Annotated in this window: 12 protein-coding genes; all 12 read left to right on the top strand. The window is 66.2% G+C overall.

Annotated elements, in window-relative coordinates; translation table 11 throughout:
* Positions 1-102: 102 nt before the first annotated feature.
* The 12 genes from IEY68_RS36360 (at position 103) to IEY68_RS22060 (ending at position 16225) form a co-directional block, all read left to right on the top strand.
* Entirely contained in the window at positions 103-1677 is a 1575-nt protein-coding gene (locus IEY68_RS36360) for a SpoIID/LytB domain-containing protein (protein ID WP_229718921.1), read from the top strand.
* 94 nt (positions 1678-1771) lie between these two features.
* Positions 1772-2545, top strand: coding sequence for a MerR family transcriptional regulator (locus IEY68_RS22110; RefSeq protein ID WP_058853049.1), 774 nt, complete (start codon positions 1772-1774; stop codon positions 2543-2545).
* Positions 2546-2685: 140 nt separating this feature from the next.
* The gene (locus IEY68_RS22105) at positions 2686-3363 is read left to right on the top strand and encodes a hypothetical protein (protein ID WP_058853050.1); all 678 of its coding nucleotides are present in this window, start codon (positions 2686-2688) and stop codon (positions 3361-3363) included.
* Between the two features lie 163 nt (positions 3364-3526).
* Positions 3527-4756: a UDP-galactopyranose mutase gene (glf, locus tag IEY68_RS22100; RefSeq protein ID WP_058853051.1), complete on the top strand. Its 1230-nt coding sequence runs from the start codon at positions 3527-3529 to the stop codon at positions 4754-4756.
* Positions 4753-6687, top strand: coding sequence for a glycosyltransferase (locus tag IEY68_RS22095; RefSeq protein ID WP_058853052.1), 1935 nt, complete (start codon positions 4753-4755; stop codon positions 6685-6687). Before glf ends, IEY68_RS22095 begins: the two co-directional genes overlap by 4 nt.
* 5 nt (positions 6688-6692) lie before the next feature.
* Positions 6693-7268 (top strand): phosphatase PAP2 family protein, encoded by a 576-nt coding sequence (locus IEY68_RS22090; protein ID WP_058853057.1) that lies wholly within the window; start codon positions 6693-6695, stop codon positions 7266-7268.
* A complete protein-coding gene (locus IEY68_RS22085; RefSeq protein WP_058853053.1) occupies positions 7261-8187 on the top strand; it encodes a decaprenyl-phosphate phosphoribosyltransferase in 927 nt (308 codons plus the stop codon). Before IEY68_RS22090 ends, IEY68_RS22085 begins: the two co-directional genes overlap by 8 nt.
* Complete coding sequence (locus IEY68_RS22080) at positions 8165-10123, top strand: arabinofuranosyltransferase AftB family protein (protein ID WP_058853054.1); 1959 nt, start codon at positions 8165-8167, stop codon at positions 10121-10123. Before IEY68_RS22085 ends, IEY68_RS22080 begins: the two co-directional genes overlap by 23 nt.
* Before the next feature lie 170 nt (positions 10124-10293).
* A complete protein-coding gene (locus tag IEY68_RS22075; protein WP_082681083.1) occupies positions 10294-11379 on the top strand; it encodes an alpha/beta hydrolase in 1086 nt (361 codons plus the stop codon).
* A gap of 361 nt (positions 11380-11740) precedes the next feature.
* Positions 11741-12730 (top strand): alpha/beta hydrolase, encoded by a 990-nt coding sequence (locus IEY68_RS22070; RefSeq protein ID WP_229718920.1) that lies wholly within the window; start codon positions 11741-11743, stop codon positions 12728-12730.
* A 439-nt stretch (positions 12731-13169) separates the two neighbouring features.
* Positions 13170-14192 carry an alpha/beta hydrolase gene (locus IEY68_RS22065; protein WP_082681084.1) on the top strand — a complete coding sequence of 341 codons (1023 nt, stop codon included), beginning with the start codon at positions 13170-13172 and terminating at the stop codon, positions 14190-14192.
* A gap of 182 nt (positions 14193-14374) precedes the next feature.
* Positions 14375-16225 (top strand): alpha/beta hydrolase-fold protein, encoded by a 1851-nt coding sequence (locus tag IEY68_RS22060; protein ID WP_082681085.1) that lies wholly within the window; start codon positions 14375-14377, stop codon positions 16223-16225.
* Positions 16226-16335: the final 110 nt, after the last annotated feature.

Here is a 16335-nt window from a genome sequence, read left to right as displayed (position 1 = left end):
GACGATGGGAGTGCTCGTATGTCATATCGAAAGCGCATGACTCGCCCGAAAACCTCAGGGATTCTGAGGAATCCGCTGGTTATCCCTGGTATGCCGAATTCGATGAAAGGCCGGCGAATCCGTCCAGGCCCATTACTCGCCTGTGGTGCGACCGCGTTGGCCATCGGCGCCACGATGCTGGTGCCCCCCGCGGACGAGGTATACCGGATGCTTGCCGAGGCCGGTGGCCCGGGACACGGCCGAGGGCTGAGCCAGCACGGTGCACTGCACAACGCCGACAACGGGCAGAACAGTGACCAGATCCTCACCTACTACTACCCAGGCGCCGAACTGGGCACCATCGGCCCGGCTTCGGTATCGGTCCGGCTGCAGGAGCAGGACAATGCCGACCTGGTGGTCACCTCCGACGCCGGAATGCGGCTCGCCGGGCAAGCGCTGCAGGCGGGCGAAGCCGTCCGGCTCACCCCGCTGCCCGACGGTGGCGCGCAGGCGGTGGTCACCCAAGGGTGTGACGGGCCCGTGCTGTGGGAGAACCCGGTCCAGGACCCGTGGATCTATCCGATCGATCCCACTCCCGGCCGTCCGGCGGCGGAACATCTGACGCTGTGCGGAGGCGGCGCGTACCGCGGGTCGCTGGGCGTGGCCGCCGAGAACGGGGAGACCCGCACGGTGAACCGGCTGGATATCCAGGACTATCTGCTCGGGGTCGTCCCGGCGGAGATGCCGCCGGACTGGGCGCCCGCCGCCCTGGAAGCGCAGGCTGTCGCCGCCCGCTCCTACGCCCTGGCCGAAACACGCTGGCCCTACGCGCAGACCTGCGATACCACCGACTGCCAGGTCTACAGCGGAACCGCCCAGGAAGACCCGCGCACGACCGCCGCGGTGGAGGCCACCGCGGGCCGAGTGCTGCTGCGCGACGGACGGATCCTGCGCGCCGAGTACTCCGCCGCGCCCGACGGTGGCTCGCCCGCCGATATCCAGACTTTCGAGGTGGGCCCGACACCCGCCGAACTCACCGTCACCACACCGATGCCCCTCCCGCCGCCGGTGAACCCCGATGTGGCCACCGGACTTCCGGAAGGCACCGGGCCGGAAACCCCAGGGCCGTGGAGCGAGGTCTCGCCGGAGGGGACGAAATCGGGTGTCCCGGTGCCGCGTACACCGGAAGGGTCGCTTCCGGTGTCTCCGGGTGGAACGCTGCCCGCGTCCCCGGGGATCGCGCCCGGCTCCACCCCGTCGCCGATCGAAACCGCCTATGCGGAGATGGGCGGCGCGCACGGCGCACTCGGTATGCCCGTCACGCCGGAGCTGCCGCTGCCCGAGGACGCGGGCAGATACCGGCTGTTCGAGAACGGTGTCATCGTCTACACCGCGGAGCTGGGCGCGCAGGTCGTGGACTTCGACACCCTGATGCAACTGGTGCCGAGCCTCACCGACGGTGCCGGAAGCGCGGAGACCGATGGTACGACGCCCGGCGGTACCGAATCGGGCAGTTCCGAGCTGGGGGCGGGCGATTCCGGGGCGACCACGCCGCCGGGGCGGATGCCGGCCGGCCGGGCTGTGCCGGAGGCCGAGACCCGTCCCGCCGGTTCCGGGGCGGTCGACGGTGACCGGCCCGCGCCCGTGCCCGGTGCCCAGCGGATCCCGACGAGGATGGAGACGACCGAGGTGTTCTAGAACAAGAGCCAGCACGGGCCGCGAAGGCTTGACCTTTACGTTGCGTCAACTTGCACGCTGGTGGTACCGACGCGATACGGAAGAGGTGAAGGTTGTGGGCGCGGGCTCCCATAACGACGAGTGGTCCATCCAGGATCTGGCGAAGGCGGCCGGAACCACCAGCCGCACGCTGCGCCACTACGGGCAGCTCGGGCTGTTGCCGCCCTGCCGGATCGGCGCGAACGGCTACCGCTACTACGACGAGCGCTCACTGGTCCGGTTACAGCGGATCCTGCTGTTGCGCGAGCTCGGCGTGAGCCTGCCGGTGATCGGGGAGATCCTGGCGGGGGAGCGCGACGCGGTCACCGCCCTGCGCGCCCAACTGGACCTGCTGCGGCAGGAACAGGACCGGATCCACCGCCGGATCGTGTCGGTACACACCACATTGGACAAGTTGGAAAGAGGTGAGCGACTCGTGGCGGCGGAAGTTTTCGAGGAATTCGACCACACGCAGTACAAGGACGAGGTGACCGAACGCTGGGGCAAGGATGCCTACGAGAGCGCTGACCGGTGGTGGCGCTCGCTGAGCGCCATGGAGAAACAGGCGTTCCAGCAGACCCAGCTCGATATCGCCGCGGCCTTCGGGCGGGCCCGCAAAGCCGGTCTCGCGCCGGACAGCCCGGAGGTCCAGGAGGTCACCGCGCGCCACTACGTATGGATGACCGGCAGTTGGCAGGGCCGCAGGCCCGGCGCCCAGGAGTTCACGAATCTGGGTGAGATGTATGTCGCCGACCAACGTTTCGGCGCCAATTACGACGTGCACGCAGAAGGCACGGCGGAATTGATCCGGGACGCGATGCGTATCTACGCCGAGAACAATCTCGAATAACCTGCGATCGGCCCCCTGGACGCCCGCGCACGAATACGTGTGCGGGCGTCCGCGTTTCACATTCCGGGGGAATCAGCGCATCGGTGTCGGCCGGCGATGCGCGGTAGAGTGCCCGGCAACTGTGACAAGGGGGAGGTCCCGTGAGTTATCCGTATGGTCAGCCACCACAACAACCGGCATATCCGGCGCAGTACCCGCCGCCCGGTCCGGCCTACCCGGCGCCCGCTCCCGGATACCCGCCAGCGGGTTATCCGCCCGCCGGCGGCTACGGACATCAACCGGCCCCCAGTGGCGGCACCGGTATCACCGCCGGCATTCTCGCCCTGCTGGGTGGCGTCGCGAGCTCGTTGTCCGCGGTCGGGATGTTCATCCTCGCCGCGGCCACCTCCGAGAGTTCACTGACGAACGGCGCCGTGCTGGCCACGGGCGCCCGGCGCCGCAGCAGTTCCAGTTCGAATTCGAGCTCGAGTGATACCGATATCGACTTCGATTTCGACCTCGCGGGCACCGGTGTGGTGCTGGGAATCGCTTACAGCATCCTCGCTCTGGTGCTGTTGATCGGCGGCATCATGCTGCTGCGGCGCAGCAATACCGGGCGGGTGATGGTCATCCTCGGCTGCGTGCTGTCGATCGTGCTGACGGTGGTGGTCGTCGGTGTGGTCACCGCCGGTGGCGGTGTCAGTGTTCTCACCGCTCCACTCTTCGCGCTCCTCACCCTGGTTCTGGCCGCGATCGCCCCCACGAAGCGGTGGATCGAGGCCGCACGCGCGCCGTTGCCCGCCGGTGGTTACGGCGTCGCACCGTACGGCTACCGCTGACCACGCCCCCGGCAATCGCCACTTCAGGACCCCTGGGGCCGGAGCTCACCGGCCCCAGGGTGTTCTCCACCCCCGCCGGCGAAGAAAGCCGCTCACCAGGTGATACCCCCCACCTTCCGACTCCGACTGGCGCCGGGAAACGCTTCCGATACGCTGGGCTCCCGTGACCGCCGCATCGTCTCCGGGTAACTCAGATAACTCCGAACAGTTCGACTTGATCGTCGTCGGCTCCGGCTTCTTCGGGCTGACCATCGCCGAGCGCAGCGCCAATTTACTGGGCAAGAGAGTCCTCGTACTGGATCGCCGCCCGCATCTCGGTGGTAATGCCTATTCCGAACCCGAACCGGAAACCGGTATCGAGATCCACAAATATGGCGCGCATCTGTTCCACACCTCGAACCAGCGGGTCTGGGACTATGTCACGCAGTTCACCGAGTTCACCGGCTATCAGCATCGTGTTTTCGCCCTGCACAAAGGCCAGGCGTACCAGTTCCCGATGGGGCTGGGTCTGGTATCGCAATTCTTCGGCCGGTATTTCACCCCGGACGAGGCGCGTGCGCTGATCGCCGAGCAGTCCGCCGAGATCGAAACCTCCGACGCGCAGAATCTCGAGGAAAAGGCCATCTCGCTGATCGGCCGTCCGCTGTACGAGGCGTTCGTCCGCGACTACACCGCCAAACAGTGGCAGACCGACCCGAAGGAACTTCCTGCCGGAAACATCACCCGGCTCCCCGTCCGCTACACCTTCGACAACCGCTACTTCAACGACACCTACGAGGGTCTGCCCAAAGAGGGGTACACGAAGTGGCTGGAGAACATGGCCGCCAGTGACCTGATCGAGGTCCGGGTGGACACCGACTGGTTCGACGTCCGCGACGAGCTGCGCGCGCAGAACCCGACTGCTCCGGTGGTGTACACCGGCCCGCTGGACCGCTACTTCGACTATGCCGAGGGCGAGCTGGGCTGGCGCACCATCGACTTCGAGACCGAGGTGCTGCCCACCGGTGACTTCCAGGGCACCTCGGTGGTGAACTACAACGACGCGGATCCGGCCTACACCCGGATCATCGAGCCGCGTCACTTCCATCCGGAACGCGACTACCCGACGGACAAGACGGTGATCATGCGCGAATACTCGCGTTTCGCCAAGACCGGCGACGAACCGTACTATCCGATCAACACCCCTGAGGACCGCGCCAAACTGACCGCGTATCGCGAGCTGGCCAAGCAGGAGACCGCCGCGTCCAAGGTCCTGTTCGGCGGCCGCCTCGGGACCTACCAGTACCTGGACATGCACATGGCCATCGCGAGCGCGCTGAACATGTTCGACAATGTGCTGCGCCCGCACCTGGAGACAGGCGCGACGCTGGCCGAGGAGAACAACGACGTATGACCTCTGCATCACTGGCGCACAGTACGTCCGCCACCCGTGCGAAATCGCTGCTGCAACGGGTGATCCTGCCCCGGCCGGGTGAGCCGCTCGATGTGCGCACCCTGTATCTGGAGGAGTCGGCGACCAACGCGCGGCGCGCACACGCCACCACCCGGACCTCGCTGTCGGTCGGTGCGGAGTCCGAGGTGTCGTTCTGCACCTACTTCAACGCGCTGCCGGCCAGCTACTGGCGGCGCTGGAGCATGCTCGACTCGGTGGTGCTGCGGCTGGAGCTGGCCGGGCACGGCCGGGTCGATCTGTACCGCTCCAAAGCCGACGGTTCCCGCATTCACGTCCAAGGCCGCGAGTTCGCGGTCGAATCCGGTGCGGAGACGGTATCGGTCGAGATGGAGGCCGATTTCGGTCCCTTCGAGGACGGCGGCTGGCTCTGGTTCGACATCACCACCGATACGGCGGTGACACTGGTGTCCGGTGGCTGGTACGCGCCGATCGAGGCGCCGGGTGAGGGCCGGATCGCGGTCGGTATGCCGACCTTCAACCGTCCCACCGACGCGGTCACGACATTGCAGGCGCTGGGCGCCGATCCGCTGGTACTCGCGCAGATCGACGCGGTGATCATTCCCGACCAGGGCACCCGCAAGGTCGTCGACGAACCCGGTTTCGCCGAGGCCGCCGCCGTCCTCGGCGATCGGCTCGCCATTCACGATCAGCCGAATCTCGGCGGGTCGGGTGGATACAGCCGGGTGATGTACGAGGCGCTGAAAACTACCAGCGCCGAATTCATCGTCTACATGGACGACGATATCGAGATCGAACCGGATTCGATCCTGCGCGCGCTGGCGTTCGCCCGTTTCGCGAAATCGCCGGTGCTGGTGGGCGGCCAGATGCTCAACCTGCAGGAGCGTTCGCATCTGCATGTGATGGGTGAGGTCGTCGACCGCAACATCTTCATGTGGTCGGCCGCGCCGAATGTCGAATACGACCACGATTTCGCCAAATACCCGCTGCGCGATCGGGACAATTCGAAACTGCTGCACCGGCGGATCGATGTCGATTTCAACGGCTGGTGGACCTGCGTCATCCCGCGGCAGGTCGCCGAACAACTCGGTCAGCCGCTGCCGCTGTTCCTGAAATGGGACGACGCCGAATACGGGTTGCGCGCCCGGGAGGCCGGATATCCGACGGTCACCCTGCCCGGCGCCGCGGTCTGGCATATGGCCTGGAGCGATAAGGACGACGCGATCGATTGGCAGGCGTATTTCCACCTGCGCAACCGTCTGGTCGTCGCCGCCCTGCACCAGCCGGGCACCGGCCGGGCCATGGTCGCGAACACGGTCAAGGCGACGCTCAAGCATCTGCTCTGCCTGGAGTACTCGACCGTCGCCATCCAGAATCTGGCGATCCGTGATTTCCTGGCCGGCCCGCAGCGCCTGTTCGAACTGTTGCCCAGCGCCCTCGGCGCGGTGCACGAACTGCGCAAACAGTATCCGGACGCGGTGATCCTGCCCTCGTCCACCGAACTTCCGCTGGCCAGCGGTATGGGCGTCGGCGCGGTGGGCGAACCCGCCAACCCGATCGCCAAGATCGTGCGGCTCGGCAAAGGCCTGCTGCACAACCTGCGTCCGGCCCATGAGGAACACCACGACCGGCCGCAGTTGAACGTGCCCACCCTGGACGCGCGCTGGTACCTGCTCTCGCAGGTCGACGGTGTCACCGTCACCACCGCCGACGGTCGCGGCGTGGTGTACCGCAAACGCGATCCGCGTCAGGCCTACGGCCTGCTGCGCGAGGCACTGCGGCTGCGCAAGGAACTCGCGGCGCGACTTCCGGAGATGCGGCAGCGCTACCGGTCGGCGCACGCCGAACTCACCGGCACCGCCGCGTGGGAGAAGGTTTTCGGGATCGACAGCAGCGAGGAGACCCAGCGGTGAACGCGATGAACCCGAGCCTGCGGGATTCGGGTGGCGATCGGACTCCGGCGGAGGTCAAGATCCTCGAAGCGGTCCAGGGCGCCATCGCGACCCCGCCGGTGATCTCGGCCGCACGCGGTATGTCGCATTTCGGCGAGCACGCGCTCGGCTGGGTCGGTATCGCCGCGATCGGCGCCCTGGTCGACAAACCCCGGCGCCGGCAGTGGTCCGGGGTCGCCGTCGGCGCCGTGGGGGCGCACGCGGCGTCCATCGTGATCAAGCGGATCGTGCGCCGTCGTCGTCCGCACGCACCGTCGGTGCAGGTCAACGTATCGACACCGAGCAAGCTGAGCTTCCCGTCCTCGCATGCGACCTCGACAACCGCGGCGGCGGTGCTACTCGGAAAATTGACCGGGCTACCCTTGCCTGCGGTGCTCGTACCGCCGATGTTGCTGTCCAGACTCGTGCTCGGGGTGCATTACCCCTCCGATGTGCTCGCCGGTTCCGCGCTCGGTGCCGCGTCCGCCGCCGCCCTGCTCGCCGCCGAAAAGAGACTCGACAGTGACCGCACAAGACGAAAAGGCGCTGCCCGCCATGAGTGAAGAGCCCACCGGCGCCGACCTGGCCGATGCCGAAGTGAAAGGGCCTCCCAAAACACTGGTCGGTGGCCTGATCAAGGCGGTCCGGCCGCGCCAGTGGGTGAAGAATGTCCTGGTCCTGGCGGCGCCCATGGCCGCGGGTTCGGTCACCGATCTCGATGTGCTCGGCAATGTCGCCATCGCCTTCGTCGTTTTCTGCATGGCGGCGTCCGGTATCTATCTGACCAACGACGCGATGGATGTCGAGGCCGACCGGGCCCATCCCACCAAGCGGTTCCGCCCCATCGCCGCCGGCGTGGTTCCGGTGAACCTGGCTTTCGTGCTCTCGTCGGTACTGCTGCTCGCTTCGCTGGGGCTGTCGTTCCTGGCGTCCTGGCAACTGGCCGTGACGATGGCGGTGTACATCGGCGTGCAGCTGGCCTACTGCTTCGGGCTCAAACACCAGGTGGTCCTGGACATCTGCATCGTGTCGTCCGGCTTCCTGTTGCGTGCGGTGGCCGGTGGTGTGGCTGCCGGAATCCCGCTGTCGCAGTGGTTCCTGCTGATCATGGCGTTCGGATCGCTGTTCATGGCGGCCGGTAAACGGTATGCCGAGCTACAACTGGTGCTGTCCACCGGCGCGAAGATCCGTAAATCGCTGGAGTACTACACCCCTACTTACCTACGGTTCATCTGGAGCCTGGCCGCGACCGCGGTGGTGGTCTTCTACGGTCTGTGGGCCTTCGAACAAGGTGCGGCCAAGGACACCGAATGGTTCGCCCTGTCGATGATCCCGTTCACCATCGCGATCCTGCGCTACGCCGTGGATGTCGACGGTGGTGAGGCCGGAGAACCGGAAGAGATCGCGTTCGGCGATCGCGTCCTGCAGTTGCTCGCCATCGCCTGGATCGGAGCGGTAGGTGTCGCTGTCTATCTCTTCTGACGAGATCGCGGTAGCGGAAACAGAACAGCCCGACGAGCGCGCTGCCACCGAGCAGCCCCGCTCGTCGGGTCGTTCCGCCAGGATTTCGCGGGGGATCTTCGCCGGCGGGATCGTGGTGACGGTCGCCCTGTTCGCCTTCGGCGGCTGGGAGCGGCGCTGGATCGCCGATGACGGACTCATCGTGTTGCGTACCGTCCGTAACCTGCTGGCCGGGAACGGTCCGGTCTTCAACCCGGGTGAACGGGTGGAGACCAACACCAGTACGGCATGGACCTATGTGGTCTGGTTCTTCAGCTGGCTCACCCAGGGCCGGCTGGAGTACGTGGTGCTGGGTGTCGCGCTGACGCTATCGCTGCTGGCAGTGCTGTTCGCCATGCTCGGCACCGGAAAACTCTGGGGTCCGGCCTCGTCCACCTTGCTGTTCCCAGCCGGGGCGCTGGCCTATATCGCGGTGCCGCCGGCCCGCGACTACGTGACCTCGGGCCTGGAGAACTGCCTGGTCATCTGCTGGATCGCGCTGCTGTGGCTGCTATTGGTGCGCTGGAGCAAGGCCGAAGAGCCGAAGGTGCCCGGGTTGCTGGGCCTGGCCTTCCTGGCCGGTCTGGCGCCGTTGATCCGTCCCGAGATGGCGGTGGTGGGCGGTCTCGCGTTGCTGCTGATCTTCTTCGCGCCGATGCCGCGGTCGCGGCTGCGGCCGTGGTTGCTGCGGGGTCTGCTGGTGGCGGTGGCCGGTGTCGTTCCGCTGCTGTACCAGATCTGGCGGATGGGCTACTACGGCCTGCCCTACCCGAACACCGCGGTCGCCAAAGACGCGGGCGGCGCGAAATGGGGCCAGGGTTTCACCTATCTCTGGGATCTGGCCGGCCCCTACTACCTGTATGTACCGCTGGCGGTTCTGCTGGTCGCGGGTCTGGTGGCCGCTCGATCGCATCACGCGCGGCCCGATGTGGGCACTTCGGCGGATCCCGAGGCCGGCCGGTTCCGCCGGTTCCAGGACCGGTTGCGGTCGCCGTGGGCGGTGGTCGCGCTGGTGCTGGGCGCCGCGGCGATCCTGACGATCTACGCGCTGCGGGTCGGCGGAGATTTCATGCACGGGCGGATGCTGCTGCCGCAGTTGTTCCTTTTCCTGCTACCGGTCGCGGTGATCCCGCTGCGGTTGCCCGAAGGTGGACTGCGGGCGCTCACCCGCCGCGACGCCCCCGCTTTCGTGATCCTGGTCGTCGCGTTGGTGGGGACGGTTGCCTGGGCGCTGCTGGCTTCCGGTACCACGGCAATCAAAACCGGTACCAAGATCAACAAGTCCGGCATCGTGGACGAACGGATCTACTACGTCCTCAATACCGGTCACGACCACCCCATCCGCGCCGAGGACTACCTCGACTACGCCAGGATGCGTCCGATGGTGGAGGCGATCGACAACACGCCCGACGGCGGCCTGCTGCTCAATTCGCCGTCGTTCATGATGTGGTATATCGCCCCGCCGCCGCTGCCCATCCCGCCGGATGGTGCCGGGCATACGGTCTACTTCCTCAACCTGGGCATGACCAGCATGAACGTGCCGCTCGACGTTCGTGTCATCGATCCCATGGGTCTGGCGTTCCCGCTGGCCGCCCATACCGAACGACTCACCGACGGGCGGATCGGGCACGACAAGAGCCTGTATCCGGACTGGGTGATCGTGGAGACCGGCATGGTGGACATCAAGCCCTGGCTGCCCTGGTACATGGACGAGGACTGGGTCGAACAGGCCCGGGTGGCGATGTCGTGCCCGGATACCTATGCGCTGATGCTCTCGTACCAAGGACCGCTGACGATGGAGCGGTTCAAGCACAATCTGCTGCACGCTTTCGATTTCGCGTCGTACCGGATAGACCGGGTTCCCGAATATGAGATTCAACGCTGTGGTCTCGTCGATCCGATTCCGCCGGTGCGCTGAACTGCGCTTTCCCGGACGGTAGTTCGGTTGCCCAGCACGTTTACGTATTCCTGGTAGGCGTGTGATCTGCGGTCGGGTTAAAGTGCTGGCGTCCGGTCCCGGCTAGTCCGGGCCGGGAGACCGGTAGTCGTACTGCGCGACCGTGGGTCGCACGACGGAGGGCGGGAACAATGCGAGGGGTTGTCGGCGGTGGTGTCCGGACCGAGCGTCCGCGACGCCTGGGCAATCGGCTGAAGCGAACGGTGCTGCTGTCGCTGGCGGCGCTACTCCCGGTCGGTGTCTCGGTGGCCGGTCCGGCCGCGCCGGCTTCAGCGCAGTTCGATCCCAGTGGTATCGATTTCTGGGTCGATTCGGAGATGGGCCCGATCAAGTCCCGGGTGTTCCGCGCCGCCGACGGCAATACCGGCCGGGTCGTGTACGCGCTGGACGGTATGCGCGCCCGCGACGACCTCAGCGGCTGGGAGATCGATACCGATATCGCCCGGGAACTGACCAAATGGAATATCAACGTGGTCATGCCCGTAGGCGGCCGCTCCAGCTTCTACGCGGACTGGAACGCCCCCAGCGATTTCTTCGGGCTGGGCAGCTCCGGTAGTGCGAGTGGCGCTTCCGGGTCGGCGGCCGATTCGGGGTCGGGCCTGGCATCGGGTTCGGCGGCCGGAGTCGGCCGGACCACCACGTACAAGTGGGAGAGCTTCCTGACCCGCGATTTGCGCTGGGCGCTGCGGGACCGGCTCGGTTTCAACCCGAACGGCAACGGTGTGTTCGGATTGTCGATGGGCGGCAGTGCCGCGCTGGCCCTGGCGGCCTACCATCCCGACCAGTTCCGTTACGCCGGCTCCTATTCCGGATATCTCAATGTGTCCGCCCCCGGTATGCGGGAAGCGTTGCGGGTGGCGATGCTCGACGCCGGCGGCTTCAATATCGATGCCATGGCTCCGCCGTGGAGCCCGCAGTGGCTGCGGATGGATCCGTTCGTGTTCGCGCCGATGCTGCGCATCAACAACACCCGGCTGTGGGTCTCGGCCGGCAGCGGTCTTCCGGCCGCCACCGACGGCCTGGATTTCAACACAGTCAACGCTATGGGCCTGGAAGCGCTCGCGCTGGCCAATACCCGGGCGTTCCAGGTGCGGATGATGTCGCTGGGGGCGAGTAACGCCACTTACGATTTCCCGGCGGTCGGTGTGCACAACTGGCGTTACTGGGCGACCGAGGTATATCGGATGATCCCCGATATGTCGGCGAACATCGGCTGATCCGGTCGGAGCCGCGGCCCGTCATCGACGAACAAACCGGTCGGCCTCGTTGCGGGATCGTTGCCGACGGTGATCGTTGCCGTACTCGGCAACGAATGAGCTCATAGCATGCCCGATCGGGTGTGACCTATGACACTATCTGGCAACATGAACGTGCGGTTGCCCGATTGATCCAGCAGGAACATGTATCCAGATAACGGCCTCCGGTTTCGCTGGGCGCCGTGGTCTATGTATCCGAGATGGGGCCGGTAATATAGCTCGTAATTTGCTGTCCGGCTGTCCAGGCGAAAGGTCTAGTCGAATGCGAAGTGCGCGCAGGCCCGGATCGGTGCGAACCCGCCGCTGGGCACAGCGGTGGGCAATGGGGGTGGCCGTGGCGCTACTGGCGCCCCTGGCGGTGGCGTTGTCGGATGTGGCCCCCCGGGTCGCGGCGGCTCCGAATCCCGCGGGTTTCGATTTCTGGGTCGATTCCCCGGAGATGGGGCCGATCAGATCGCGGGTTTTCCGCGCCAAGGACGGCAACACCAACCGGGTCGTCTACGCCCTCGACGGTATGCGCGCCCCGGAAACCCACAGCGGGTGGGAAAACGACACCAATATCGCCAACGCGCTGACCGACTGGAATATCAATGTCGTCATGCCGATCGGTGGTATGTCCAGCTTCTACACGGACTGGAACGCGCCCAGCTCGTTCGTCGGCCTCCCGCCGACGGGTTCCTCTTCCGGTTCCGGCGCCCTCAATGTCATCTCCGAAGGTCCGGGTAAGAGCTACCGGTACGCCTGGGAGACGTTCATCAACCAGCATCTGCGCTGGGCCCTGAACAGCCGGCTCGGATTCAACCCGAACCGCAACGGCGTATTCGGTCTGTCGATGGGCGGCAGCGGCGCACTCACCCTGGCCGCCTACCATCCCGACCAGTTCAGCTTCGCCGGGTCGTACTCCGGCTATCTGAACATCTCCGCGCCCGGTATGCGTGAGGGCATCCGGGCCGGCATGATCGACGCCGGCGGCTACAACGTGGATTCCATGGCACCGCCGTGGGGCCCGCAGTGGCTGCGGATGGATCCCTTCGTGTTCGCACCGCTGCTGCGCGACCACAACACGCGATTGTGGATATCCGCCGGTAGCGCCCTGCCCGGCCCGGCCGACGGGTTCAACGGCAATACGATCAACGGGATGGGACTGGAGGCGCTGGCGCTGGTGAACACCCGTGCGTTCCAGGTGCGCATGATGACGCTGGGCGCGAACAATGTCACCTACTCGTTCCCGGCGACCGGTATTCACTCCTGGACGTACTGGGAGGCCGAGGTGTATCGGATGCTCCCCGATTTGTCGGCGAATATCGGATAAACGCAGTTCGGGGTCCCGATACCGGGGTCCCGAACCGAGTGCACATGTGCCCGCCCCGAAGCATTCCTTCGGGGCGGGCACACTGCTGTCGATAGGAATTCGTCCTCGGTTCGTATTCCGTTACACAACCCAGGTCGGAAGGCGATTTCGATAACGGTCGAATATCCCGGCCCGCCGAGACATCAACGCTCGGGCAAGGTATCGTCACGGGGCGATCACAGCGTTCTCGCGGCGGATTTCGGCCATCCGATCAGCACGGCCTTGCCTAGGCTCGATGAGGTCGAATAAGGTCCACCGAGCACATCTGTGACCAGATCGTTGTAGCGCTGTCGGCCCAAGGGTAGGTCGGGACCGGCCGCCGGCGCCGCCGAGGAAAACGGGGTGTTGTCCGCGCAGCGGTAGCGAACAACACCACAACAGCAGAAAGAGAGCAGAATTCATGCGTTTCGGCAGGGCAGCCGGCCCGAAGAGAAGTACCGGGCCCTCGCGGGCACCCCGCGGTTGGCGTAACCGGATTCTGGCTATCGGCGCGGCAGTGCTCGCGCTACCGGTCGCCGCGGGTATCGCGGCACCGACCGCCGCGCTGGCCTCGCCCGCGGCACCGGTCAAGCGTGGCGCCTTCGAGGAACTGCTGGTTCCATCCAGCATGGGACCGATCAAGGTCCAGGTGCAGTGGGCGGCGCGCGGCGGTAACGCCGGGCTCTACCTGCTCGACGGCCTCCGCGCCCGTGACGATCGCAACGCCTGGTCGTTCGAGACCAACGCGCTGCAGCAGTTCGGCAACGACAACATCTCCCTGATCATGCCGGTCGGTGGCCAGGCGAGCTTCTATGCCGACTGGTACTCGCCCAGCAACACCAACGGTCAGAAGTTCACCTACAAGTGGGAGACCTTCCTGACCCAGGAACTCCCCGCCTTCCTCGAGGGCCACGGCGTCTCGCGCACCAACAACGCGATCGCGGGTCTGTCGATGGGTGGTAGCGCCGCGCTGGCCCTGGCCGCCTACCACCGTGACCAGTTCCGCTCGGCCGCCGCCTACTCCGGCTACCTGAATATCTCGGCGCCGGGTATGCGCGAGGCCATCCGTATCGCCATGCTGGACGCGGGTCGCTTCAACGTCGACTCGATGGCCGCCCCGTGGAGCCCGGCGTGGCTGCGGATGGACCCGTTCGTCTTCGCCCCGCAGCTGCGCGGCCTGCCCATGTACATCTCGGCGGCCAGCGGCCTGCCCGGCCCGTACGACAAGCCGGCCGGCGCGGTCGGTGCGTTCAACACCGGTAACGCCATGGCGCTGGAAGCGCTGTCGCTGGTGAACACCCGGGCCTTCCAGGCGCGACTGAAGACGCTGGGCATCAACGCCTACTTCGACTTCCCGAACGTGGGCACCCACTCCTGGAAGTACTGGGAGAGCCAGCTCTTCGCCTCGCGCAAGATGTTCCTGGACTCCACCAACGGCTGGTGATCGAAGGTAAGCCATTCGGTTGCCGCTGAACCGATAGATCTCCCCAACGGCGCCACCCGCTTCGTATCGAAGCAGGTGGCGCCGTTGGCGTAGGCGGTCACGACCGGGGTGAACTGATTTGCCGTCCGCGCGTCTTACCGGGTATCCGCATGCCACGGCGGTACAAACAGTGGGTGGCAGGGATGACACGCGTAAACGGGGGGAAGACAGGCCGGTCCCGCGGACGCGCCAGGCGGCAGCTGACGGCCTGGGCGGCCGCGCTGGTGCTTCCCTTCGCCGCCTCCCAGGCCCCGGCGCTCGCCCAACCGGCCGCCGCCGCGGCGCCCGCGACAATACGCAGCGTGGTCTGGCACACCGACCGGGATGTGGCCGTCTGGGTGAACTCGCCGGCCATGGGCGCCCCGATCCAGGTGCGGTTGCTGCTCGCCCGCGACTGGAACACCGCGCCGGACGCGAAATTCCCGGTGCTGTACATGCTCGACGGATTGCGTGCCACCGACGACGAGAACGGCTGGATCAAAGACGCCGGCGCGGTGGATTTCTTCGCCGACAAGAACGCGACTGTGGTTCTGCCGGTCGGCGGTCGAGCGAGTTTCTACTCGGACTGGCTGCGACCGGACAACGGCAAGAACTACAAATGGGAGACCTTTCTCACCAAGGAACTCCCCCCGCTGCTGGAGAGTCAGTGGCGCGCCACCTCCACCAGGGGAATCGCCGGACTGTCCATGGGTGGAACAGCCGCAATGTTCCTGGCCGCGCGCAATCCCGAGTTCGCGAAATACGCCGCCTCCTATTCGGGTTTTCTCACCACCACCAGTCTCGGGATGCCGCAGGCTATTCGGCTGGCAATGGTCGACGCCGGCGGGTTCGACGCCGCGGCGATGTGGGGCCCGCCCGGCAGCCCGCAGTGGGAAGAACACGATCCACTGCTGATCGCCGATCGGTTGAAAGGTAAATCGCTCTACATCTCCAGCGGAACCGGTGCCTCCGGCAAACACGACGAGGGCAGCGAAATACCGGGGGTGAGCACGAATATGTTCGGTATGGGCCTGGAGACATTGGCCCTGCTGACCTCACAGAACTTTGTGGAGAAACTCGGCGAACTGGGAATACCCGCGACGGTGAACTATCGGGCGGCGGGGACACACACCTGGCCGTACTGGGATTTCGAAATGCGCCAGTCCTGGTCCCAGGCCGCCGGTGCGCTCGGGGTGCCCGCCGCGAAGCCGGTCTGTGCGGTCGGCGGCGCCATCGCCGCGGTCGCCGGTGGCAACGGCTGGCTCGGCGACTGCCTCACCGGCGAATACCAGGTGCCCGGCGGCCTGGCCCAGGACTTCCGCCACGGTCGCGTCTTCTCCTCCCCGGACAGTGGCACGCACCCGGTGGCGGGTCGGATCGGCGGCGGCTACCAGGCGGTGGCCGGGCCCCGTGGCGGCCTGGGAATGCCGTCCGGTGGCGAACAGCCGCTACCGGACGGACGCGGCCGTTTCCAGCCGTTCCAGCACGGCTCCCTGTACTGGACGCCGGAAACCGGAGCACAGATGGTGAGCGGGGCGATACTCGACGAATGGGGGCGGCAGGGTTTCGAAGGCGGTCCCGCCCGCTACCCGGTCGGGCCCGAGGTGAAGACACCCAACCGGGACGGCGCGGTCCAGTCGTTCGAAGGTGGGCCCTTCTACTTCAGCCCGGCGACGGGCGCACACCGTGTCGAAGGCATGATCCTGGGCAAATACGCCGAACTCGGCTTCGAGAACAGTTGGCTGGGCTTCCCGGCCGCGCCCCAGATTCCGCTGAAGGACCTCGGACAGTTCACTCGGTTCGAAGGCGGGTCCGTCTACTGGAGCCCACTGTCCGGGGCGTGGGCAGTACGCGACGGGCTCATCGCGGATGCCTGGCGGGACACCGGATACGAGAACAGCCCGATCGGGTTCCCGACCAGCGACGAGTTCGCGATTCCCGGTGGAGTGCAGCAAAACTTCCAGCGGGGATACATAACTGTCCGGGACAATCGAGGTGAAGTTCACGGAGGATGAGCGGGCCCGCATGCCGATCCGGCCGTCGAATGCCGCCGCAACCGCATGCGTCGAGTTTTACGAGACACCTCAAAGACATCCCAGGAGCTTGGATGTCAAGCGGTTGACCT

Origin of the sequence: Nocardia jinanensis (assembly GCF_014645735.1) — a bacterium.
GTDB lineage: Bacteria > Actinomycetota > Actinomycetes > Mycobacteriales > Mycobacteriaceae > Nocardia > Nocardia jinanensis.
Note: the sequence above shows the minus strand (reverse complement) of the source record. Positions and strands in the feature narration are given on the sequence as shown.

Bases quoted from the DNA above. Each gene is read 5' to 3' on its own strand.
- IEY68_RS22085 (WP_058853053.1), top strand. From the start codon at position 7,261: ATGAGTGAAGAGCCCACCGGCGCCGACCTGGCCGATGCCGAAGTGAAA.
- IEY68_RS22075 (WP_082681083.1), top strand. From the start codon at position 10,294: ATGCGAGGGGTTGTCGGCGGTGGTGTCCGGACCGAGCGTCCGCGACGC.
- IEY68_RS22070 (WP_229718920.1), top strand. From the start codon at position 11,741: ATGGGGGTGGCCGTGGCGCTACTGGCGCCCCTGGCGGTGGCGTTGTCG.
- IEY68_RS22095 (WP_058853052.1), top strand. From the start codon at position 4,753: ATGACCTCTGCATCACTGGCGCACAGTACGTCCGCCACCCGTGCGAAA.
- IEY68_RS36360 (WP_229718921.1), top strand. From the start codon at position 103: ATGAAAGGCCGGCGAATCCGTCCAGGCCCATTACTCGCCTGTGGTGCG.
- IEY68_RS22060 (WP_082681085.1), top strand. From the start codon at position 14,375: ATGACACGCGTAAACGGGGGGAAGACAGGCCGGTCCCGCGGACGCGCC.
- IEY68_RS22090 (WP_058853057.1), top strand. From the start codon at position 6,693: ATGAACCCGAGCCTGCGGGATTCGGGTGGCGATCGGACTCCGGCGGAG.
- IEY68_RS22065 (WP_082681084.1), top strand. From the start codon at position 13,170: ATGCGTTTCGGCAGGGCAGCCGGCCCGAAGAGAAGTACCGGGCCCTCG.